The sequence below is a fragment of the Azospirillum mesophilum genome (assembly GCF_053470405.2).
Genome location: NZ_JBPXMQ020000010.1, coordinates 131,637 through 153,926, shown reverse-complemented (window position 1 = coordinate 153,926; position 22,290 = coordinate 131,637). Strand labels below are relative to the sequence as shown.

General features: G+C 69.5%; 17 protein-coding genes. 5 read left to right on the top strand and 12 right to left on the bottom strand.

Annotated features, from left to right (window positions below):
- Positions 1-97: 97 nt before the first annotated feature.
- From ACSVC7_RS12555 to ACSVC7_RS12500, 12 genes are all read right to left on the bottom strand, one after another.
- Positions 98-1,201 (bottom strand): branched-chain amino acid ABC transporter substrate-binding protein, encoded by a 1,104-nt coding sequence (locus ACSVC7_RS12555; protein ID WP_448205873.1) that lies wholly within the window; start codon positions 1,199-1,201, stop codon positions 98-100.
- A gap of 118 nt (positions 1,202-1,319) precedes the next feature.
- The gene (locus ACSVC7_RS12550) at positions 1,320-1,679 is read right to left on the bottom strand and encodes a DUF6867 family protein (RefSeq protein ID WP_448205872.1); all 360 of its coding nucleotides are present in this window, start codon (positions 1,677-1,679) and stop codon (positions 1,320-1,322) included.
- Positions 1,679-2,389, bottom strand: coding sequence for an ABC transporter ATP-binding protein (locus tag ACSVC7_RS12545; protein WP_448205871.1), 711 nt, complete (start codon positions 2,387-2,389; stop codon positions 1,679-1,681). Before ACSVC7_RS12545 ends, ACSVC7_RS12550 begins: the two co-directional genes overlap by 1 nt.
- Before the next feature lie 4 nt (positions 2,390-2,393).
- Positions 2,394-3,281: an ABC transporter ATP-binding protein gene (locus ACSVC7_RS12540; protein ID WP_448205894.1), complete on the bottom strand. Its 888-nt coding sequence runs from the start codon at positions 3,279-3,281 to the stop codon at positions 2,394-2,396.
- 11 nt (positions 3,282-3,292) lie between these two features.
- Positions 3,293-4,783 carry a high-affinity branched-chain amino acid ABC transporter permease LivM gene (livM, locus tag ACSVC7_RS12535; protein WP_448205870.1) on the bottom strand — a complete coding sequence of 497 codons (1,491 nt, stop codon included), beginning with the start codon at positions 4,781-4,783 and terminating at the stop codon, positions 3,293-3,295.
- Between the two features lie 4 nt (positions 4,784-4,787).
- The gene (locus tag ACSVC7_RS12530) at positions 4,788-5,693 is read right to left on the bottom strand and encodes a branched-chain amino acid ABC transporter permease (protein ID WP_448205869.1); all 906 of its coding nucleotides are present in this window, start codon (positions 5,691-5,693) and stop codon (positions 4,788-4,790) included.
- Positions 5,694-5,801: 108 nt separating this feature from the next.
- A complete protein-coding gene (locus tag ACSVC7_RS12525; RefSeq protein WP_448205868.1) occupies positions 5,802-7,070 on the bottom strand; it encodes an NAD(P)/FAD-dependent oxidoreductase in 1,269 nt (422 codons plus the stop codon).
- On the bottom strand, positions 7,067-7,996 hold the full coding sequence (gene lhpI, locus ACSVC7_RS12520) for a bifunctional Delta(1)-pyrroline-2-carboxylate/Delta(1)-piperideine-2-carboxylate reductase (RefSeq protein ID WP_448205867.1): 930 nt from the start codon (positions 7,994-7,996) through the stop codon (positions 7,067-7,069). The genes ACSVC7_RS12525 and lhpI overlap by 4 nt, the downstream gene beginning before the upstream one ends.
- A gap of 54 nt (positions 7,997-8,050) precedes the next feature.
- Complete coding sequence (locus tag ACSVC7_RS12515) at positions 8,051-9,397, bottom strand: DUF3422 family protein (protein WP_448205866.1); 1,347 nt, start codon at positions 9,395-9,397, stop codon at positions 8,051-8,053.
- A 34-nt stretch (positions 9,398-9,431) separates the two neighbouring features.
- Positions 9,432-10,427, bottom strand: a complete 996-nt coding sequence (proC, locus tag ACSVC7_RS12510; RefSeq protein ID WP_448205865.1) for a pyrroline-5-carboxylate reductase — start codon at positions 10,425-10,427, stop codon at positions 9,432-9,434.
- A gap of 97 nt (positions 10,428-10,524) precedes the next feature.
- Positions 10,525-11,784 carry a Glu/Leu/Phe/Val family dehydrogenase gene (locus ACSVC7_RS12505; RefSeq protein ID WP_448205864.1) on the bottom strand — a complete coding sequence of 420 codons (1,260 nt, stop codon included), beginning with the start codon at positions 11,782-11,784 and terminating at the stop codon, positions 10,525-10,527.
- A gap of 415 nt (positions 11,785-12,199) precedes the next feature.
- Positions 12,200-12,601, bottom strand: a complete 402-nt coding sequence (locus ACSVC7_RS12500) for a 6,7-dimethyl-8-ribityllumazine synthase (protein ID WP_448205863.1) — start codon at positions 12,599-12,601, stop codon at positions 12,200-12,202.
- Between the two features lie 241 nt (positions 12,602-12,842).
- Between ACSVC7_RS12500 and ACSVC7_RS12495 the strand changes: the two genes are divergently transcribed.
- The 5 genes from ACSVC7_RS12495 to ACSVC7_RS12475 all read left to right on the top strand — a co-directional run bounded on the left by ACSVC7_RS12495 (position 12,843) and on the right by ACSVC7_RS12475 (position 22,247).
- On the top strand, positions 12,843-13,826 hold the full coding sequence (locus ACSVC7_RS12495) for a LysR family transcriptional regulator (RefSeq protein WP_448205862.1): 984 nt from the start codon (positions 12,843-12,845) through the stop codon (positions 13,824-13,826).
- A gap of 131 nt (positions 13,827-13,957) precedes the next feature.
- Positions 13,958-14,734 (top strand): alpha/beta hydrolase, encoded by a 777-nt coding sequence (locus ACSVC7_RS12490; protein ID WP_448205861.1) that lies wholly within the window; start codon positions 13,958-13,960, stop codon positions 14,732-14,734.
- A 4-nt stretch (positions 14,735-14,738) separates the two neighbouring features.
- Positions 14,739-15,938, top strand: a complete 1,200-nt coding sequence (locus tag ACSVC7_RS12485) for an efflux RND transporter periplasmic adaptor subunit (protein ID WP_448205860.1) — start codon at positions 14,739-14,741, stop codon at positions 15,936-15,938.
- Between the two features lie 143 nt (positions 15,939-16,081).
- On the top strand, positions 16,082-19,261 hold the full coding sequence (locus ACSVC7_RS12480; protein WP_448205859.1) for an efflux RND transporter permease subunit: 3,180 nt from the start codon (positions 16,082-16,084) through the stop codon (positions 19,259-19,261).
- A 145-nt stretch (positions 19,262-19,406) separates the two neighbouring features.
- Entirely contained in the window at positions 19,407-22,247 is a 2,841-nt protein-coding gene (locus ACSVC7_RS12475; RefSeq protein WP_448205858.1) for a S8 family serine peptidase, read from the top strand.
- Positions 22,248-22,290: the final 43 nt, after the last annotated feature.

The following is a 22,290-nucleotide window of genomic DNA, read 5'->3' as shown; positions in this document are numbered from 1 at the left end:
AAAGTTGGCGCGGCTTTGTGGGACCGGTGGGGGGACTGGAAAGGAGCCCGGTGGTCGACCACCGGGTCCTTCTCATCGTCGAACGAACCGGTGCGTCCTACTTCACCTGGGCGTACTGGCCGTTGCTCCAGCGGTACCAGACATAGGCCGGGGTGGTCACGTCGCCCTTGGCGTCGAAGCCGATCGAGCCGATCACGGTCTTGTGGGCGCCGCCCTTGTGCAGCGCCGCGGCGACCTTGGCCGTATCGGTCGACCCGGCGTCCTTGACCGCCTCGGCCCAGACCTGCAGGGCGGCGTAGGTGTAGAGGGTGTAGCCCTCCGGCTCGTAGCCGGCCTTGCGGAACTTTTCCACGGTTTCCTTGGCGTCCGGCACTTCGCGCGGATCCGGGCCGAAGGTCATCAGGGTGCCTTCGCCGGCCTGACCGGTGATGGCCCAGTACTCGTTGGTGACCAGCGCGTCGCCGGACACGATCGGGGCGTTCAGGCCCTGGTCCTTCATCTGGCGGGCCAGCAGGCCGGCCTCGGTGTGGTAGCCGCCGACATAGACGACGTCGACCGCTTCCTGCTTCAGCTTCGACACCAGCGCCGAGTAGTCCTTCTCGCCCGCGGTGTAGGCCTCGTAGATCTTCTCCTTCTGGCCGCCGGCGTTCAGCGCCTTCTGCGTCTCGTCGGCCAGGCCCTTACCGTAGGCCGACTTGTCGTGCAGGATGGCGATGTTCTTGCCCTTGTAGGTGTCCAGCAGGTACTTGCCGGCGAACTTGCCTTGCTGGTCGTCACGGCCGCAGATGCGGAAGATGTTCTTCAGGCCCTGCTCGGTCAACTTCGGGTTGGTCGCCGCCGGGGTGATGTTCAGGATGCCTTCCTCGGCATAGACCGCCGAAGCCGGGATCGACGAGCCCGAGCAGTAGTGGCCGTTGACGAACTTCACGCCCTTCCTGGCGAGGTCGTTGGCGACCGCCACGGCCTGCTTCGGATCGCAGGCGTCGTCGCCCACCTCCAGCTTCAGCTTCTGGCCCAGCACACCGCCGGCGGCGTTGATGTCCGCCACCGCCTGCTCCATGCCCTTCCTCATCTGCTCGCCGAAGGCGGCGTACTGGCCGGTCATCGGACCGGCGACGGCCACCGAAATGTCGGCCTTGGCGGCCGTGGCGGACAGGGCGGTCGCCGCAACGGCGGCCAGAAGGGTCAACTTGTGCGTCATGATGCCTTTTTTCTCCCAATTTTGCGTGATGTTGGCCTTGGACCGCCGCGTTGCGCGGCGGTCTTCCCTGATCGGCCGTCCTTCGTGGACGAGCGATTCCGTTGTTACCGATGCTGTTTTATGAAGCTCGAGCCGCCCCCACGCGCTCCCGCCAGCCGAAGGGGCCGGAGCGTTCGTAGAGCCACGGGTACTGGGTGACCATCCCGCGGACCACGGCCATGCGGTAGGCGGTCAGGGTGATCGCGCCGATCACGACCGTGTGCACCAGGAACCCGTGGAGCGACAGAAGCTGCCCGCCGAACAGGCCCCAGACCAGGAACCGGTCGCCCAGCCCCAGCAGCAGCGTGTAGGCCAGCGCCATCGGCAGCGGCTTCCACCCCTCCGCCAGCGTCTGGCCGGTCAGCACGCCGCAGCCGCCGAACACCAGCACCGTCAGCCCCAGGAAGACGGGCAGCGAGGACCCGAGAACGCCGTCCATCAGTGACCTCCCTCCAGATAGGCCGCGCGCACTTCCTCGTCGGCCAGCAGGTCCGCGCCGGTGCCGGACATGGTCACCTTGCCGTTCACCATCACATAGCCTCGGTGCGCCAGCTTCAGCGCGTGGTAGGCGTTCTGCTCCACCATGAAGACGGTCATGCCCTGTTCCCGGTTGATCTCCCGGATCGCCTGGAAGATCTGCTTGACCACCAGGGGCGCGAGGCCGAGCGACGGCTCGTCCAGCAGCAGCAGGCGCGGCTGGCTCATCAGCGCGCGGCCGATGGCGAGCATCTGCTGCTCACCGCCGGACATGGTGCCGGCGCGCTGGCCGATGCGCTCCTTCAGGCGGGGGAACAGCGTCAGCACCCGTTCCAGCTCGTGGGCGAAGCTGCCCGGCTTGGCGGTGATGGAGCCCATTTGCAGGTTCTCCAGCACGCTCATGCGCGGGAAGATGCGCCGCCCTTCCGGAGACTGCGCGATGCCCAGCCGCACGATCTCGTGCGTCGGCATCTGCGTGATGTCCTCCCCGTCGAAGAGGATGCGGCCCATGCGGGCGCGCAGGCCCCCGCAGATGGTCATCAGCAGCGTGGACTTGCCGGCGCCGTTGGCGCCGATCAGCGAGACGATCTCGCCCGCGTCGATGGTGATGTCGATGCCCTTCAGCGCCTCGATGGCGCCGTAGAAGGTGTGGACACCCGATACGGTCAGCATGGGTTCAGGCCCCTTCCCTTGCGCGCGCCGCCCCGGCGGGATCGTTGTGTTTGCGCAGATCGGCGGCGACCTCCGGCGGCAGGTCCTCGTCCTCCTCCTCGCCCAGGTAGGCGCGGATCACCGCCGGGTCGTTCTTCACGAACTCCGGAACGCCGTCAGAGATCTTGCGCCCGTAGTCGAGCACCACGACATGGTCGGAGATGCGCATGACCACGCCCATGTCGTGCTCGATCAGCAGCAGGCCGATGCGGTGTTCGTCGCGGATGAAGCTCAGCAGTTCGGCCAGTTCGGCGGACTCGCGCGGGTTCAGGCCGGCGGCCGGCTCGTCCAGGCAGAGCAGCACCGGTTCGGTGCACATGGCCCGCGCGATCTCCAGCCGGCGCTGGGCGCCATAGGGCAGGTTGCCGGCCTGCCAGTCGGCCAGTTCGGTCAGGCCGACGCGGTCGAGCCAGTATTTCGCCAGATCGATCGCCTGCCCTTCCGCCCTGGTGTAGCTGGGCAGGCCGAACAGGCCGGCGATGGAAAAGCCCGACGCCGCGATCAGCTTGTTGTGCTGGGCGACGACGAGGTTCTCCAGCACGCTCATGCCGCCGAACAGGCGGATGTTCTGGAAGGTGCGCGCGACGCGGGCCTTCTGCGAGATGCGGTAGCCCGGCATCCGCTCCAGCAGGAATTCCTTGCCGTCGGGGTGGCGCAGGGTCAGCCGCCCCTCGGTGGGGGAATAGAAGCCGGTCACGCAGTTGAACAGCGTCGTCTTGCCGGCGCCGTTCGGGCCGATCAGGGCGGTGATCTCCCCCGCCCGCGCGGTGAAGGACACGTCGTTGTTCGCCACCAGACCGCCGAAGCGCATGGTCAGGTGTTCGACCGTCAGCAGGGGCTTCTTGTCGTTCATCGTCTTGGCACTCATCGGGAAGCTCCCGCCGCGGCGGTCTTCTTGCCGTGGAGCAGGATCGTCGGGTCGCGGTGGGCGAGCAGGCCGCGCGGACGCCAGAGCATGATGACCACCATGCCGAGCCCGAAGGCCAGCATGCGGTAGTCGGCCAGTTCTCGGAACGCCTCCGGCAGGCCGATGACCAGCAGGGTCGCCACGACCACGCCGATCTGGCTGCCCATGCCGCCCAGCACGACGATGGCGAGGATGATCGCCGACTCGATGAAGGTGAAGCTCTCCGGGCTGATGAAGCCCTGGCGCGTGGCGAAGAAGGAGCCGGCGAAGCCGCCGAACATCGCCGCGATGGCGAAGGCGGCCAGCTTCATGTTGGTGCGGTTGATGCCCAGCGACGCGCAGGCGATGTCGTCCTCGCGCAACGCCTCCCAGGCCCGGCCCAGCGGCAGCTTGCGGATACGCAGCGTGAACAGGTTCACGACCAGCGCCAGCGCCAGGATCAGGTAGTAGAGGAAGACGATCCGGTGCAGCCCGCTGAACTCCAGCCCGAACAGCTCATGGAAGGCCAGCGTGCCCTCCGGCGGGGTGCGCACGAAGTCGGCGATGCCGAAGAAGCTGGGGCGCGGGATGCCGGAGATGCCGTTGGGGCCGCCGGTGAACTGGTACCAGTTGACCAGGATGATGCGGATGATCTCGCCGAAGCCCAGCGTCACGATGGCGAAATAGTCGCCGCGCAGGCGCAGCACCGGGAAGCCCAGCAGCACGCCGGAGCAAGCCGCCAGCAAGCCGGCCAGCGGCAGGCAAAGCCAGAAGCTGAGGCCGAAATAGTGGGCCAGCAGCGCGTAGCTGTAGGCGCCCACCGCGTAGAAGGCCACGTAGCCGAGGTCGAGCAGGCCGGCGAGGCCGACCACGATGTTCAGCCCCCAGCCCAGCATGATGTAGGTCAGCAGCAGAATGCCGATGTCCAGCATCTGGCGGTCGGCCAAGGGCGTCAGCGGGAAGCCCAGCGCCACCACCACCGCGATCGGACCCAGCCAGCGGGACGCGTGCTGCACCTTGGCGCCGATGCGGTCCATGCGCTGGTCACGCTCGGCCTGCGTCAGCTTGGAGCGGTGGGTGGTCGCGGCGATCAGCGCGCGCAAGGCGAGGACGCCGCCGCCGGTCATCAGCACGATGCCCAGCATCGGCGTCGGCAGCGGCACCAGGACGCCGGCCGCTACGGCGGCGAGGCTCAGCGCCAGAACCGGCAGGGCGAGCCCGGCGGCGATCATGCCCAGGCCGAGGCGGCCGAGGAAGACCAGCCCCACGGCGGCCAGCACCTCGCTCCAGCGGGTCTCCAGGCCGAGGCCGGTCGGACGGTCCACGGTGCGCAGGCCGACCATCGGCACGGTCAGCAGCAGCGCCACGAAGGCGGCCAGCGCCGCTTCCTTCACCAGGGCCGGCCAATCGACCGTGGCGGGCCGCATCCCGGCGGGGCGCGCCGAGGCGAGAACGGACGAGTTGCTCATGGGCTCACACCTTCTCGATTTCCGGACGGCCGAGCAGGCCGGTGGGGCGGAAGATCAGGACGAGGACGAGGATGGAGAAGGTGGCGACGTCCTTCCATTCGCTGCCCATGTAGCCCGACCAGAAGGACTCGATCAGCCCGATCACCACACCGCCGAGCATGGCGCCCGGCAGCGAGCCGATGCCGCCCAGCACGGCCGCGGTGAAGGCCTTCACCCCGGCCAGGAAGCCGATGTAGAAGTCGATCACGCCGTAGATCAGCAGCACCATCATGCCGGCCACGGCGGCCAGCGCGGCACCCATGACGAAGGTCAGGGAGATCACGCGGTCGACGTTCACGCCCAGCAGGCCCGCCATGGTCTTGTCCTGCTCGCACGCGCGCTGGGCACGGCCGAGCGAGGTGCGGTTGATGATCATGGTGAAGCCCACCATCAGCAGCAGCGTGATGACGATGGTCGCGATGCGGACGTAGCTGACCGACACCGCCCCATCCAGCAGCGTCAGGTTGCCCGGCAGAATCGGTTGCAGCGGCTTGCTGCGGGCGCCCTGAAGGATCTGCACGTAGTTCTGCAGGAAGATCGAGATGCCGATGGCCGAGATCAGCGGCGCCAGCTTGGGCGAGCTGCGCAGCGGCCGGTAGGCAACGCGCTCCACCGTCCAGCCGTAGACGCTGGTGAACAGCATCGACGCGGCCAGCATGATGACCAGGGCCAGCGGCACCCAGGTGATCCCCAGCGCCCCGATGGCCAGGAAGGTGATCAGCGCCACGAAGGAGCCGATCATGTAAATCTCGCCGTGGGCGAAGTTGATCATGCCGATGATGCCGTACACCATCGTGTAGCCGATCGCGATGAGGCCGTAGATGGCCCCAAGCGATAGCCCGTTTATGAGCTGCTGAGCGAAATACTCCATACTACCCTTTCCCGTGCTCCCGAGACGCACAACCCGTGAATGCCGCCCGCGAGGGCGGGTGATTGCCGTGAAGATTCCTCTGACTGTTTTCTTGCTTTTGTTGACCGGTCAGTAGCGCGAGGGACGAAGCGCCTCCGGTATGTCCGCCACGCCGGTGAGGTGGTCGCGCAGCAGCGCGCCGGTGGTCGCCGCCAGCGTCAGGCCGAGGTGTCCGTGGCCGGTGGCGAAGAACAGGTTGCGGCGGCGGGCCGAGGGGCCGATCACCGGGACCGTGTCCGGCACCGACGGCCGGTTGCCCATCCAGGCCGTCATGCCGGAGGTGTCGAGCGGACCCAGCATGGCCTGCGCCTTGTCCAGAAGGATGTGCGACCGCCGGTAGTCGGGTGCGGCGTCGCGGGTCGCCAGCTCCACGGTCCCGGCCAGCCGCAGGCCGCCGTCGGCCATGGGCAGGATCACGAAGCTCTCGGTCGCGTTCAGCAGATAGCGGCGAAGCGTCAGACCGGCCTTGGGCAGGGTCAGGTGGTAGCCGCGCTCGCTTTCCAGCGGCAGGGGCTGCCGGACCTGACGGGCGTAAAGATCGCTCCACACGCCGGCGGTGACGATGACGGCGCCGGCCTTCACCCGATCGCCCGAGGTCAGGCGCACACCGTCCACCGCGTCGCCCGGCCCGGTCAGTTCGGCCACGGCGTCCCGCCGGAACCGCCCGCCGGCGGCGACGAACCGCTCGAACAGGCCGAGGCTGAAGAGGTACGGGTCGTCCACGTGGGACCAGTCGGGAATGGCGACCGCGTGCTGCCACGGGGCGCGCAGCGCCGGCTCCTCCGTCGCCACGCGGGCGGGATCGCAGGCCTCCCAGCGCACGCCGAGTTCGCCCCGCTCCCGCCAGCGGGGCAGGTCGCGCGTCAGGGCCTCGCCGCTGGGATAGACGGCCAGCGCACCCCGGCGACGCCACATCGACGCCGGGGCGGCGTCCCCCAGCAGGGTTTCGACGTCGCGGTTGACGCGGCCCAGCAGCTCCGCCAGTTGCCGCGACAGCGCCTTAACCCGCGAGGGGCGGCTGGCCGCGACGAAGCGGGTCAGCCAGGGCAGAAGCGTCGGCAGATGCCGCCACCGCACCGCCAGCGGCCCCAGCGGATCCAGCATCCAGCCGGGCACCTTCATCAGCACGCCCGGTTCGGCGAGCGGAAGCACCTCGCTGACCGCGAAGGCCCCGGCGTTGCCGGAGGACGCGCCGGCGGCCGGCGGGTCCGGGTCGAGCAGAAGCACATCCAGCCCGGCCAGCCTCAAGTGCAGGGCGGTGGCGATGCCCACCACCCCGGCGCCGACGACGATGGCGTCGTTGCCCGTCGCCTCCTGACTCATGGAAATGTGGGTCATGGCTGGGCACCCAAGCCGAGGGTCGCCAGCGCGCAGCGGGCGGCGGCGAGGTCCCAGGCCGCGCAGCCGACGCTCTTGAACAGGCGGGGCGTGTCCATGGACGCGCGGCCCTCCAGCGCGTCGGCCAGGGAGCGGCCCTTGGCCCAGTCGAAGCCGGCCTGGATCAGGTCGCCGGCCTCGTGCCGCGCGCCGGCCGGGTCGTCCAGGAACACCTCGCTGCCAAGGACGGAGGTCGGGCCGTATTCCGCCATCTCCGGCTTGAAGGCGCCAACGCCGATCAGCAGGCGGTCCGGGCGGGGGGATTCGTCGTACACCGGCCGCTTGCTGGTGGTCAGGGTGATGACGACGGTGGCCGCCGGATCGACCGCACCGGGCGCCGGACGCAGGTCCAGCCCCACCCCCTCATGCGCGCGGCAGAAGGCCTCCGCCTCCTCGCGGTTCAGGGCGTGAATGTCCACGCGGACGCCGGGATAGAGCGCGGCCAGCGCCTTGGCGTGTTCGGAGGCCTGCTTGCCCGCACCGATCAGCGCGACGTGGCGCGGCGCCGGACGGGCGAGCGTGCGGATGGCCAGCATGGAGACGGCGGCGGTGCGGCGGCCGGTGACGGTCGGGCCGTCGAGGATCGCCAGCGGCACGCCGGTTGCGGCGTCGTAGGCGGCGACCACGCCATGGATGGTCGGCAGTCCACGCGCCGCGTTGTCCGGGCAGACGTTGACCAGCTTGTGAATCCCGATGTCCGGCGCCGTGGCCGGCATCGACAGCAGCACCCCGTCCCCGGCCAGCGGCAGCACCTGCCGTTCCGGGCTGGTGATGCGCCCGACGGCGTAGTCACGGGCGGCGCTCGCCACCGCGTCGCAGAGCGGGCTGAAAGGAAGACACTCGGCCGTCTGGTCGGCGGTCAGCATGGACAGGGTGGGCGCGGTCATCGCGGGGGCTCTCTCCTCAAACGAAACTTCCGGGATTAGCGGGGGTGGGGTCGATCACGCGGGATGCGGGTGGCCGGCCTCCCGTCGCATAAGCTTCCGGCGGAGCGACCGCCCCGCGACCCACACCACCAGCACCGTGGGCAGGACGAGCATGCCCTTCGCCGAATGCAGGTCCCGGTGCAGCACCGCGTCCCCCAGCCATTCCGCGAACTGGCCGAGCAGGCCGACGAGGTAGTAGGAGAGAACGATGGTCGAGAGCCCCTCGACGGTCTCCTGCAAGCGCAGTTGCAGCTGCGTGCGCCTGTCCATCGAATGCAGCAGGTCGCGGTTTTGCCGCTCCAGCGACACGTCCACCCGCGTGCGCAGCAGCTCCGTCGCGCGCATGACGCGCTGCGACAGGTCGGATTGCTGCGCGGCGATGGACCGGCAGAACTGCATGGCCGGGGCCAGCCGGCGTTCCATGAACTCGCCGATGGTGGGCACGCCCTCGATGCGGGACTCGCGCAGTTCGGCGATCCGGCTCTCGACGATGGCGTGGTAGGCGCGCGTGGCGTTGAAGCGGTAGCTGCCGGCGGCGATCAGCCGCTCGACGCGGGCGGCCAGTTCGGTGAGGTTCGGCAGCAGTTCGTGCTCGATCTCCCCGTGCGGGGCGTGGAGCATCCGCTCCGTCACCTGCGCCGTGCCCGCTTCCGCCGCCGCCACGTCGGCCACGGCGCGCCGCGCCATCGGCAGGGCCAGCAGCGCCATCATGCTGTAGGCCTCGATCTCCAGAATCCGCTGCACCAGCCGCCCGGCCTGCTGCTCGCGCAGGTTCGTGTCCCACAGCAGATAGCGGGAAAAGCCGTCGGGATAGATGCGGAAGTCGCTCCAGGCCATGGCCCCGTCGCCCAGCACGCGCGAGCCCGCCACGGGAACGCCGGAGAAGTGACGGGACATCGCCGCGACCGGGTCACCCTCCACCGGTCCCGTCCCGATGGCGACCTGCGCCGCCACCAGCACCCGCCCGCGCAGCCGCTTCCACCACGGCATCGGCACCCGCTGAAGCAGCCTGTTGTCGAAGGGCGTGTCGAACGGCCCCTCGCAGGACAGGGTGAAGGTCGTGAACTCGGTGTGGCGTTCCCACTTCAGCCGGACCCCGTCCGCCTGGGCGCTGAAATGGGCGCTGTCGGCGGGCGGCATCGGGACGTTCCACAGGCGGCACAGCTCGACCAGCATCGTGTGGCCGGTGGGCTCCCCGTCCGCGGTCTCCAGCAGGGCGATGTGGAGCACCCGCGCGGGGGCCTCCACCGACAGGAACGGGCGGGCGTGCAGTTCCTGGTTCAGGAGCCCGCGCAGGGGGTGGCTCTGCTCCCCGGCGGCGTTGGCGGCGGAATTGCTGCCCGCCAGATGGACGTCCGTCATCACCCGCCTCCCTCGGTGCTGCCTTGTCCCGCCGTCACTCGGCGGCGAGGCGGGGAATGATCGACGGCGCAGGCGGGAGATCCTGCCAAAGGATCGCCCCGCCGGCCCCGGCGCCGCAGGCCGCGCCGATGAAGGCGGCGGAGGCTTCCGGCGCGTTCCGAGAAACGGTGGTGGCTTGCAGGCCGCCCAGTTCGCGCGCGCGCAGCGCGGCCGCCCGCAGTGTGGCGTTCAGCAGCGATTGCAGGTGTCCGTCCGCCATCAGCGTCGAAAGCCCCGCCTGGGTCGTTCCTCCCGGCGACGTGACGCCGGCGCGCAGGTCCGCGGCGGATTGCCCGGTCACCCGCAGCAGCTCCCCCGCGCCCTCGACGGTGGCGCGCGCCAGACGCTCCGCCACGTCCGGCGGCAGCCCCACCTCAAGCCCGGCGCGGGTGAGGCATTCCACGAGGTAGAAGACGTAAGCCGGTCCGGAGCCGGACAGGGCGGTTGCCGCATCCACCTGCGCCTCATCGGTCAGCCACTCAAGGCTGCCGATTCCGGTCAGCAGTTGGATCGCCTGTTCCAGCTGCGGAGGCGGGCAGTTCGGGTCCGGGATGGCGACCGTGGCGCCCCGGCCGACCGCCGCCGCCAGATTCGGCATGGCGCGAACGAAGGAGCCGGCCTTTGGAAACAGCGCGCGCAGATCGGCCAGCGTCTTGCCCGCCATGATCGACACGACTAGGCTGTCCCGCGAAAGACGCGCTTGGATGCCCCGCGCCGCCGCCTCCACCATCTGCGGCTTCACCGCGACGACGAGCACATCCACCGCCCCGTTTGCCACCGGCCCGGTCGCGGCCGTATCGAGGCGCACACCCGTCTCAGCCGCCACGCTCAGAAGCTCGGGCGATGGGTGCGGGTCGACGACGGTGATCTCGTCGGCCGACACCCCGGTGGACAGCCAGCCGCGCAGCAGGGCCAAGCCCATGCGCCCGGCGCCGAGAAGGAGGATTGCGTGACGGCGGGGCGTCGCCCCCGCGGACATCGTGCTGGCCATCGCACACCTCGACAAAATCGTTGGGGGGACAAAATCGTTGGGGGGACAAAAGCGCTGAGGGAAAGGGGCGCGCCCGCAGCGCGCCCCACCGGTTCGATTACGGGAAGAGGCCGCGCGTCCGTTTGGCGTCGCGCACCTTGGCCACGCCGATGGCCATCGCCGCGTCGCGGTTCGAAATGCGCTGGCGGGCGGCGCGCTCCGTCACCTGCTGGAAGACGCGGTCGAGGTGGGTGTAGAGGCGGTCGATCACCTCGTCCCGGCCCCAGAAGAACTGCTGGAGGTCCTGAACCCACTCGAAGTAGCTGACGATCACGCCGCCCGAATTGCACAGGATGTCGGGGATCACGATCAGGTCATCGCGACGCTCGGCCAGCACCTTGTCGGCTTCCGGCGTGGTCGGGCCGTTGGCGCCCTCGGCCAGGATGCGGCATTGCAGGCGATGCGCGTTCTCGCCGGTGATGACCTGCTCCATGGCCGCCGGCACGAGGATGTCGCAGGGCTGGAACAGCAGCTCGTCCGGATCGGTGGCGAGTTCGGTCGAGAAGCCGGCCAGCACCCCGTGCTGCGCGGTGTGGCGCAGCAGGGCCGGAATGTTCAGGCCCTTGGGATCGAAATAGGCGGCGGTGTGGTCGCTGACGCCCAGCACGCGGACGCCGCGCTCGTACAGCGCCTCGGCCGCGACGCCGCCGACGTTGCCGAAGCCCTGCACGATGGCCGTGGCCCGCGCCGCCGGAAGGCCGATTTGTTCGAGCGCCCGGCCGACCAGATGCACCACGCCCAGACCCGTCGCCTCGCGCCGCCCCTCGGTGCCGCCGACCGCGACCGGCTTGCCGGTGACGATCTCGGTCACCGTGCGGCCCTGCTTCATGGAATAGGTGTCCATGAACCAGGCCATGACCTGCTCGTTGGTGCCCATATCCGGCGCCATCACGTCGGTGTGGGAGCCGACGAAGGGGATCATCTCCTGCATGTAGCGGCGCGACAGGCTTTCCAGCTCGCGCCGGGAGAGCGACGCCGGGTCCACCGTCACGCCGCCCTTGGCGCCGCCGTAGGGCAACCCGGCGAGCGCGCATTTCCAGCTCATCCACACGGCCAGAGCCGCGACCTCGCCGATGTCCACGCTCTTGGAAAAGCGCGTGCCGCCCTTGGTCGGACCCAGCGTCAGGTGGTGCTGCACCCGGTAGCCCTGGAAGACGGCGATCGACCCGTCGTCGCGGTGGATCGGGCAGGATACCGTAACCGAACGCTTCGGATAAAGTATACGGTCGCGCTCATCTTCCGGAATGTCGAGATGGTCCGCGATCTTCGCGAACTGCTGCCGACACATTTCGAACACAGGCCCGGTATAGATCGTCACTTTCCCTACCGCTCGACTTGTTTCTTGAAAGCTCTTCCGCACCGATACCTTCTGGCGTCTTTCCGTGCGTGGCAAAACAAGCTTAGCGGCAAACCTTCCGGGCTTCCATAGTTGCTTTTGGAGTTTTTCCGTTATAAATCCGGCTTTTAATACTATAGATCGGAAAAATCACGGACCTCAACCAGACGTACCGGCGGATCCTCTCGATCCTCGGGGCGGATGCCGCACATCCGCCGTCGCCGTGTTCGCCAACGGCACCCACCAGCCGATCGTCCGGAAATGGAAGCCGGAGGCCAACGCCATCGACGGCGTGACGTTGAACGATGAATTCGTGAACTGACGGAGTTTTGACCTGGAGGACCGGGCGACCGCCGCCGTTGCGGCAGCGGTCGCCTTTCCCGCGATGCGGCGATGCCTATTCGGCCAGCATCGTCGCGACCGCGTCCACGGCCGCCGCGGCGTAGGGGCGGACCCGGCTGGGAATCTGCGACGGATGAATGTCCGGCCCAAGAATGCCGACGCCGACCGGCTTCATGAACTCCAGCTGAAGGTCGATCAGGCTTTTGATCACCGCCTGACCCATGACCAGCCCGTGGGAGGTCTCGCCGCGCTCGATGATGCCGAGGGCCGCCACGCCGGCGATGTCGTTCCGCTGCAGCAGGCGCTTCACCGCCAGCGGCGTTTCCATCGAGCCCGGCACCCAAATTTCGGCAACGATCTGGAGCTTGGCACGGGCCGCCGCATCGCGCGCCTCCGCCAGCATCGCCTCGGCTTCTTCCCGGTGGAACCGTCCGAGCACCAGCCCAATCTGCGCCATACTCTTCCCCTCGAAAACCCATGTGATCCGAACGCCGCCACTGTAGGCAAGCGCGAGCGATCCGAAAAGCGCCGAACGCTCCGCCTGCCGGCCTCCGCGTTCCGACCGCGGTGTACCGCACACGAAGCATTCCCTTCGACGCCGCGAATGGTTAGCCTGTGGCGCGATTTGCATGACTTGGTTCGGGCTTGGTTCGGGCGTGTTCCCGCTACAGGCCCGTCACAGGAAGGTGGAGTCCGCGATGGACAAGCTTCACGCGATGCGCGTCTTCGTCCGCGTCGTCGAGGCGAACAGCTTCTCGAAGGCCGCCGAGACGCTCGGCCTGCCGCGCGCCTCGGTCACCACGACGATCCAGAACCTGGAGGCGTCGCTGGGCGTGCGGCTGCTGCAACGGACCACGCGGCGGCTCAACCTGACATTGGATGGTGCCGCCTACCTGGAGGGCGCCACCCGCATCCTGTCGGACATCGACGAGATCGAATCCACCTTCACCAGCGCCCGCAAGACGCCGCGCGGCCGGCTGCGGGTGGACATGCCCGGCTCCATCGGGCGGCTGGTCATCATCCCCTCGATCCACGAATTCCACGCCAAATACCCGGACATCGACATCATGATCGGGCTGAGCGACCGGCCCATCGACCTGGTGCAGGAGGGGGTGGACTGCGTCATCCGCGTCGGCGTGCTGGCGGATTCCAGCCTGGTGGCGCGCCGCATCGGCGCCATGCAGCCGACCACCTGCGCCAGCCCGGCCTACCTCGCCAAGCACGGCGAGCCCGCGTCCATCGAGGATCTCGATCGGCATGTGGCGGTGAACTACTTCGGCAGCCGCTCCGGCCGCAGCGTCGAGATGTGCTTCCAGCGCGACGGCGACGTGGAGGAGGTCGCCATGAAAGGCGTGATCTCCGTCAACGACGCCGACGCCTACGTGACCTGCGGCCTGGAAGGTCTGGGCATTCTCCAGCCCGGCCGCTTCATGGTGCTGCCGCACCTGCGCAGTGGCGCCCTGCGCGAAATCCTGCGGGACTGGCGGCCGCCGCGCATCCCGATTTCCGCCGTCTACCCGCACAACCGCCACCTGTCGCCCAAGGTCCGCGTGTTCGTGGACTGGGTCGCCGAACTGTTCGAACGCTGCCCCCTGCTTCAGGGCGAGGACATCCCCGGCGACGTGTGCACGGAAAGTGCTGCCCCCGCCGAGCGCGAGACGACCTGCGACTGTGTGGTGTGAGGCCCCTCCGGATCCCGATTGTTCATTCCAGATGAATTCTGTTCCCGAAAGGGGCGTATTTATCCCAACACGGCGCTCGGTCACCATCCCCAGCATCGCACTGCGGGAGGGGCGCTTGGCGCCGGCCTGGGATGGATCGTTCGCACGCATCACTGAAGGTTGAGGACCGCGAGGTCCGGCTGCGGCTCTTCCGGCCGGCGGTGGATGGTCCCCTGCCCGGCGTGCTGTACTTCCACGGCGGCGGCTTCACCACCGGCTCGCTCGACGAGGCGGAGGTGCCGGCCGCGGCGCTGGCCGAGGGCATTCCGGCGCTGGTGGTGGCCGTGGGCTACGCGCTCGCCCCCACCCACCCCTTCCCCGCCGCCGTCGAGGACGCGCACGCCGCCGCGCGGTGGTTGGCGGATCAGGTCAGCGCGCTGGGCGTCGCCGGTCACGATGCCGGCGGGCACGTCGCCGCCTCCCTCACCTTTCTCGCCCGCGACCGCGGCGGGCCGGACATCGCCGCGCAGGCGCTGCTCGGCCCGATGCTGGATCCCAGCCTGACGCGGGCGGGGGATGAACGGGCGCTCGGCTCCGACGTCACGGTGGCGGAGTGCGCCCGGTGCTACCGCGCCTACCTGCCCGAGGCGGCGTTGCGCCTGCATCCCTACGCCGCCCCGCTGGAATCGCGCCGGCTCGGCCGGCTGCCGCCGATCCTCATCGCCACGGCGCAGAAAGACGTGCTGCGGCCCGAGGCCGAGAACTACGCCGCCCGGTTGATCGACGCCGGGGTGCCGACCGAGGTCACGCGCTTCGCCGGCGTTTCCCACGCGGCGCTTGCCCGCCACCCGCCGGCCCTCGCGGCCGTCTCCGACTTCTTCCGGCGCCGCTTGTCCGGCGCCCGCTCCCTCCATCCGAGCCACAGGTAAAGTCATGTCCAGGTCCCGCAAGACACTCGCTCTTCTTCTCGCGGCCGGCGTGTCGGTGGCCGCCGTTGCCGGCGTCGTCACCACGCGCAGCCCGGCCGAGGCCCAGACGGCCCAGGCTCAGACCGCCGCCGCCGCGCCGCCGCCGGCCGAGGTGGACGTCGCCACCGTGCTCGCCCGCCCGGTCGTCGACTGGCAGTCCTACTCCGGCCGGCTGGAGGCGGTGGACCGCGTGGACATCCGCCCGCAGGTCCCCGGGACCATCGTCGCCGTCCATTTCCGCAACGGCGCCCTGGTCCGCCAGGGCGACGTGCTGTTCACCATCGACCCGCGCCCCTACGAGGCCGAGGTGGCGCGCGCCGAGGCGCAGGTGGCCGCCGCGCAGGCGCGCGTGCGCCTCACGGCGTCCGACCTCGACCGCGCGCAGAAGCTGGTGCGCGACGACACCATCTCGCGCAGCGCCATGGACCAGAAGGACAACGCCGCCCGCGAGGCCGCCGCCAACCTGAAGGCGGCGCAGGCGGCGCTGGAACTGGCGCGGCTGAACCTGGGCTACACCCGCGTCACCGCCCCGGTGTCCGGCCGCGTGTCGCGGGCGGAGCGGACGGTCGGCAACGTGGTGGCCGCCGGTGCGGCGGCGGAGCCGCTGACCACGCTGGTTTCGGTGTCGCCGATCTACGCGTCCTTCGACGTGGACGAGCAGACCTACCTGCGCCACATCGCGCCGGTGAAGGATTCCGGCGACATCCCCGTCCGCCTCGGTCTCGCCAACGAGGACGGGCACCCGCGCGCCGGCACGGTGGAGCATGTGGACAACCGGCTGGACAGCGTGTCCGGCACCATCCGCGTGCGCGCCAAGTTCGACAACCCGGACGGCCTGCTGGTCCCCGGCCTGTACGCCCGCATCCGGGTCGGCGGCACCACGCCCTACGACGCGCTGCTGGTGGACGACCGCGCCATCGGCACCGACCAGGACAAGAAGTTCGTTCTCGCCGTGACGCCGGAGAACGTGGTGGAGTACCGGCCGGTGAAGCTCGGCGCGCTCCAGAACGGGCTGCGGGTGGTGACGGCGGGCCTGTCGGCGGGCGAGCGCGTGGTGGTCAACGGCCTCCAGCGCGCCCGGCCGGGCATGACGGTCGCCCCGAAGACGGTCGCCATGGCCCCCGGTGAGTTCCGGGACGAAAAGACCCAGACGGCGCAGCGTTAAAACCCTAACAGCGTGCCCCCTCCCCATCCCTCCCCCGCCGTTGGCGGTGGAGGGGGCAGGACCCTTGCCGGCGTTCGGCGGCAGTCCCCTCCACCGCACAGCGGGGGAGGGCTAGGGAGGGGGCATCCCTTCGGAGAGCCCTCATGAACATCTCCAAATTCTTCATCGACCGGCCGATCTTCGCGGGCGTGCTGTCGGTGGCGCTGTTCCTGGCGGGGGCGATCGCGCTGTTCCGCCTGCCGATTTCCGAATACCCGGAAGTCGTGCCGCCCTCCGTCGTCGTGCGCGCCCAGTTCCCCGGCGCCAACCCCAAGGTCATCGCGGAGACCGTCGCCTCCCCGCTGGAGGAGCAGATCAACGGCGTGGAGAACATGCTGTACATGCAGTCGCAGGCGAACAGCGACGGCAACATGGCGCTGACCGTCACCTTCCGGCTGGGCACCGACCCGGACAAGGCGCAGCAGCTGGTGCAGAACCGCGTGGCGCAGGCCATGCCGCGCCTGCCGGCCGACGTGCAGCGCCTGGGTGTGACGACGGTGAAAAGCTCCCCCACCCTGACCATGGTGGTGCACGTCCTGTCGCCCAGCGACCGCTACGACATGACGTACCTGCGCAACTACGCCATCCTGAACGTCAAGGACCGGCTGACCCGCATCGCGGGGGTGGGCGAGGTGCAGGTGTGGGGTGCCGGCGACTACGCCATGCGGGTCTGGCTCGATCCGTCCAAAGTGGCGCAGCGCGGGCTGACCGCCACCGACGTGGTGACGGCCATCCGCGAGCAGAACGTGCAGGTGGCGGCGGGCGTCATCGGCGCCTCCCCCACCCTGCCCGACGTGCCGCTCCAGCTGTCCATCAACGCGCGCGGCCGGCTGAAGACGGCGGAGGAGTTCGGCGACATCGTGCTGAAGACCGGCGCCGACGGCGGCGTCACGCGCCTGCGCGACGTGGCGCGGGTGGAGCTGGCGGCGGCGCAGTACGGGCTGCGCTCGCTGCTCGACAACAAGCCGGCGGTGGCGCTGGGCATCAACCAGACGCCGGACGCCAACGCGCTCGCCATCTCCGACGAGGTGCGCAAGGTGATGGCGGAGCTGAAGGCCGACATGCCCGACGGCGTCGACTACTCCATCGTCTACGACCCGACGCAGTTCGTCCGCTCCAGCATCGAGGCGGTGGTGCACACGCTTCTGGAAGCCGTGGCGCTGGTCGTGCTGGTGGTGATCGTCTTTTTGCAGACCTGGCGCGCCTCGGTCATTCCGCTGCTGGCGGTGCCGATCTCCATCGTCGGCACCTTCTCGCTGATGCTGGCCTTCGGCTTCTCCATCAACGCGCTGTCGCTGTTCGGCATGGTGCTGGCGATCGGCATCGTCGTGGACGACGCCATCGTCGTGGTGGAGAATGTGGAGCGCAACATCGCCGCCGGCCTGTCGGCGCGCGACGCCACCGTGCGCGCCATGCAGGAGGTCAGCGGCCCGATCATCGCCATCGCGCTGACGCTGGTCGCCGTCTTCGTGCCGCTGGCCGCCATGACCGGCCTGACGGGCGAGTTCTACAAGCAGTTCGCGATGACCATCGCGATCTCCACGGTCATCTCCGCCTTCAATTCGCTGACGCTGTCGCCGGCCCTGTCGGCGGTGCTGCTGCGCGGTCACGACGAGCCGCAGGACTGGCTGACCCGCGCCATGAACCGGCTGTTCGGCGGCTTCTTCCGGCTGTTCAACCGGGCCTTCCAGCGGTCCGGAGAGGGCTATGGCCGCGGCGTGGCCGGGGTGGTGCGGCACAAGGGGGCCATTCTGGCGGTCTACGCCCTGCTGATTGGGGCGGCGGTGCTGCTGGGCCGCGCCGTGCCCACGGGCTTCGTACCCATGCAGGATAAGGAATACCTGATCAGCTTCGCGCAGCTTCCCAACGGCGCCTCGCTCGACCGGACCGAGGCGGTGATCCGCGAGATGACCGACATGGCGCTGAGCCGCCCCGGCGTGCAGAGCGCGGTGGCCTTCCCCGGCCTGTCGGTCAACGGCTTCACCAACAGCTCCAGCGCCGGCATCGTGTTCGTGACGCTGAAGCCTTATGCGGAGCGCGGGGACAGCGGCCTGACGGCCAACGCCATCGCCATGGACCTGCAAAAGCGCTACGCCGGCATCAAGGAGGCCTTCGTCGCCGTCTTCCCGCCGCCGCCCGTGATGGGGCTGGGCCAGCTCGGCGGCTTCAAGATGCAGCTGGAGGACCGCGGCAATCTCGGCTACGAGGCGCTGAGCGACGCCGTGGCCGCCTTCACCAAGCGCGCCGCGCAGACGCCGGAGCTGGGGCCGAGCTTCTCCGCCTATCAGATCAACGTGCCGCAGCTCGACGTCGACCTCGACCGGGTGAAGGCCAAGCAGCTGGGCGTGTCGGTGAACGACGTGTTCGACACCATGCAGATCTATCTCGGCTCCCTGTATGTGAACGACTTCAACGCCTTCGGCCGTGTCTATCAGGTGCGGGTGCAGGCCGACGCGCCGTTCCGCGCCCAGGCCGACGACATCGGCCTGCTGAAGACCCGCAACGCGCAGGGCACCATGGTGCCGCTGTCCTCGCTGGTGACCGTCAACCCGAGCTACGGGCCGGAGATGGTCGTGCGCTACAACGGCTACACCGCCGCCGACATCAACGGCGGCCCGGCGCCCGGCTATTCCTCCGGTCAGGCCGAGGCGGCGGCGGAGCGCATCGCGGCGGAGGTGCTGCCGCGCGGCGTGAAGCTGGAATGGACCGACCTGACCTACCAGAAGATCCTGGTCGGCAACGCGGGGCTGTGGGTGTTCCCGATCAGCGTGCTGCTGGTCTTCCTGGTGCTGGCCGCGCAGTACGAAAGCCTGACGCTGCCGCTGGCCATCCTGCTGATCGTGCCGATGAGCGTGCTGTCGGCGCTGGCCGGCGTGTGGCTGACCGGCGGCGACAACAACATCTTCACGCAGATCGGCTTCATGGTGCTGGTCGGCCTGTCGGCGAAGAACGCCATCCTGATCGTCGAGTTCGCCCGCGAGCTGGAGCAGCAGGGCCGCACCGCCGTGCAGGCCGCCATCGAGGCGAGCCGGCTGCGCCTGCGCCCCATCCTGATGACCTCCATCGCCTTCATCATGGGCGTGGTGCCGCTGGTGACCTCCACCGGTGCGGGGTCGGAGATGCGTCACGCCATGGGCGTGGCGGTGTTCTCCGGCATGATCGGCGTGACGCTGTTCGGGCTGGTGCTGACGCCGGTGTTCTACGTGCTGCTGCGCCGTCTGGCGGGCGCCGGCCGGCAGACGGCCGGGGCGCTCCCGCACGCCGCTGCTCACCCGGCGGAGTGAGCGACACGGAAACGGCGCGCGATGGCGCGCCGTCTCGCGCGAAAGAGGTATTCATCCCTGCCGTTTCGTCTATTTGACGAAAAACCGATTGCTTGCGATCCTCGCAATCGGCACGTCGCCATGAACAGCAGCGTGGGGAGGATGCATGCCGAAGAAGAAGTCAGCCGCGCCGGGCGCCCAGCCGGCGGGCGGGTACGGGACCCGCAATCTCATGCCGACCACCGCCGTCGTGGTCACGGCCGGCCCCGGCGTGCGCGCCGGAACCCCGGTCTCGGTCGATGGCGAGCCGGGCTTCCTGGCCGTGGGACGGCCGGGGATCGTCGAGGTGGGCATGCACCGCTTCGCGGTCAGCGACGGCGACGTCCGCCGCAGCGCCCGGCGTCCCTGCCCGCCGGGGCGCACGCTGGACGATCCTTTCCCCATCGACCTTTCCCAGGCGTGGCTGCCGGCCGAGCCGGCGCCGCTGGCGCCGACGGGCGTCACGCCGAAGGTGCGGTCGCTGCGTCCCCAGTCGGAAACGTCCTTCTCGGTGTCGCACGGCGCCCGGCCCGAGGCGGAGACCATCGTCTACATCCACGGCATCGGCAACAAGCCGCCGGCTTCGGTGCTGAAGTGCCAGTGGGACATGGCGCTGTTCGGCACCCGGCTGGGCGACCGCAGCCGCATGGCCTATTGGGTCAATCGCGATTTCTACCCCGTGCCGGAGGACGCCGGCTGCGAGGACAAGGACAGCGTCGCCATCGAGGACGACGAGGCCAGCTCCGCCGCCATCATGGCGCTGGCGGGCCGCGAGGGGCCGCAGGCCCTTGATGAGCGTGAGCATGAAGCGCTGGCCCGCGAGATCGGTAGCCTGACCCGGAACGAGGACGAACGCGCCTGGCTCGGCAGCCTCGCCCGCCGCATGCGGCAGGCGGCCGACGTGGACGAGGAGGCGATCCGCACCCATCGGGACCTGCTGATGTCCCACATCCCGCAAGCGCTCCGCGCTCCGGAGGACCGATACGCCGCCGCCCTCGCCGCACGCGACATGGAGCGGATCGCGCAGGGCTATTCCAGCCGGGTGCTGCCGCTTCCCGCCTTCATGCGGCGGCTCGTCACGTCGCGCATCACGCGCGCCTTCCTGCGCGACGTGCACGAGTTCTTCTATGTCCCGGAACGGCGCGCGGTCATGACGCAGAGCCTCGTGGACCGGTTGAACGCCGGCGGCGGCCCCTTCGTGGTGATCGCCCACAGCCAGGGCTCGATGATCGCCTACGAGGTGCTGCGCCAGCTGAAGAAAAGCGATTGCGACGTCCGCCTGTTCGTCACCATCGGCTCGCCGCTCGGGCTTCAGGAGGTGCAGGACGTCTTCCGGCAATGGGACCCGCAAGGTCTGCGCGTGCCGGCCTGCGTGGACCGCTGGGTCAACGTCGCCGACCGGCTGGACCCCGTGGCCTTCGACAGCGACCTTTCCGACGACGTGACGGCGCGGGCCGGCGGGCCGGCGGTCGAGAATGTGGCGGGCTGGGGCCTGAACGAGGATTCGCCGCGCCATCCGCATTCCGGCACCGGCTATCTGCGCACCCGCGCGGTCCAGGACGCCGTGCGCGCGGCGGTGGGCGGCGGCTTCGCCCAGCCGGTGGCGCGCGCGGTGATCGCCCGCGATCTGGTGGAAGGGATGGAGGATTCCCTGCCGGACGCCCCGCACCGCGTCCTCATCCAGCTGTCCGAGGACGCGTGGTCCACCGGGGCGCCGCGCGACCTCGGGGAGACCAGCCGCCAACTGGTCGAGGAAATCCGGGACATGGCCAGGAGCCGGTCGAACGGCCTGCCCAAGGACCCGCCCGTCGACGCGCTGCGGCGCTACGTCTCCGCCGAACTGACCCGTGCGGAGATCGAGCGGCTGCGCACCCGTTTCGCCGACCTGGACATCCAGCGGATCTGGCGCAACGCGCAGAAGCGGGCGCTGCTGCACGCCTCGGCCAGCACCGTGCAGGCCCGCACCGCCAACATGGGCTATCAGGCGCTGGGCCAGGACATCGGCTGGGCGGTGGTGGACACCGGCATTGCGGGCGACCACCCGCATTTCCAGACGCACCGCAACGTCGTTCAGCAATGGGACTGCACGGTGCCCGGCCAGCCCATCGCCATCAACCCGGGCACGCCCCATTTCGACCGGCTGGACGGCAACGGCCACGGCACGCACGTCGCCGGCATCATCGCGGGCGGCATGGACGGCGTGGCCCTGAACGGCCGCGCGGAGCAGTTCCACGGCATCGCCCCGCGCACCCGGCTGTACGGCTTCAAGGTGCTGGACGACCAGGGCTTCGGCCAGGATTCCTGGATCATCAAGGCGCTCGACCAGATCGCCGAGATCAACGAGCGGTCCAGCCGCCCGGTCATCCACGGCGTCAACCTCAGCCTGGGCGGCAACTTCGACCCCAGCGTCTACGGCGTCGGCCACACCCCGCTGTGCCAGGAGCTGCGCCGGCTGTGGGGCCAGGGCGTGGTGGTCTGCCTCGCGGCGGGCAACGAGGGATACGCGCTGCTCCAGGGGGAATCCGGGCTGATCCAGGCCAATCTCGACCTGTCCATCGGCGACCCGGCGAACCTGGAGGAGGCCATCGCCGTGGGCTCGGTGCACAAGACCAACCCGCACACCTACGGCGTGTCCTATTTCTCGTCGCGCGGCCCGACCGCCGACGGCCGTCCGAAGCCGGATCTCGTGGCGCCGGGCGAGCAGATCCTGTCGGCGTGGCACGACTATCCCCGTGGAACGTGGCAGCCCAGGGCGGATGATCTCTACGTGCAGATGAGCGGGACCAGCATGGCGGCGCCGCACGTCTCCGGCGTGATCGCCGCCTTCCTCTCGGTCCGGCGGGAGTTCATCGGCTATCCCGACCGGGTGAAGCGCATCCTGCTCGACAACTGCACCAGCCTCAACCGGGAGAGCTATTTCCAGGGCGCCGGAATGCCCAATCTGGTCAAGATGCTGGCCAACACCTGACGCCGGGGCCGGCGCGGGTACGGCGCGGCCGGCGCCGTACCCG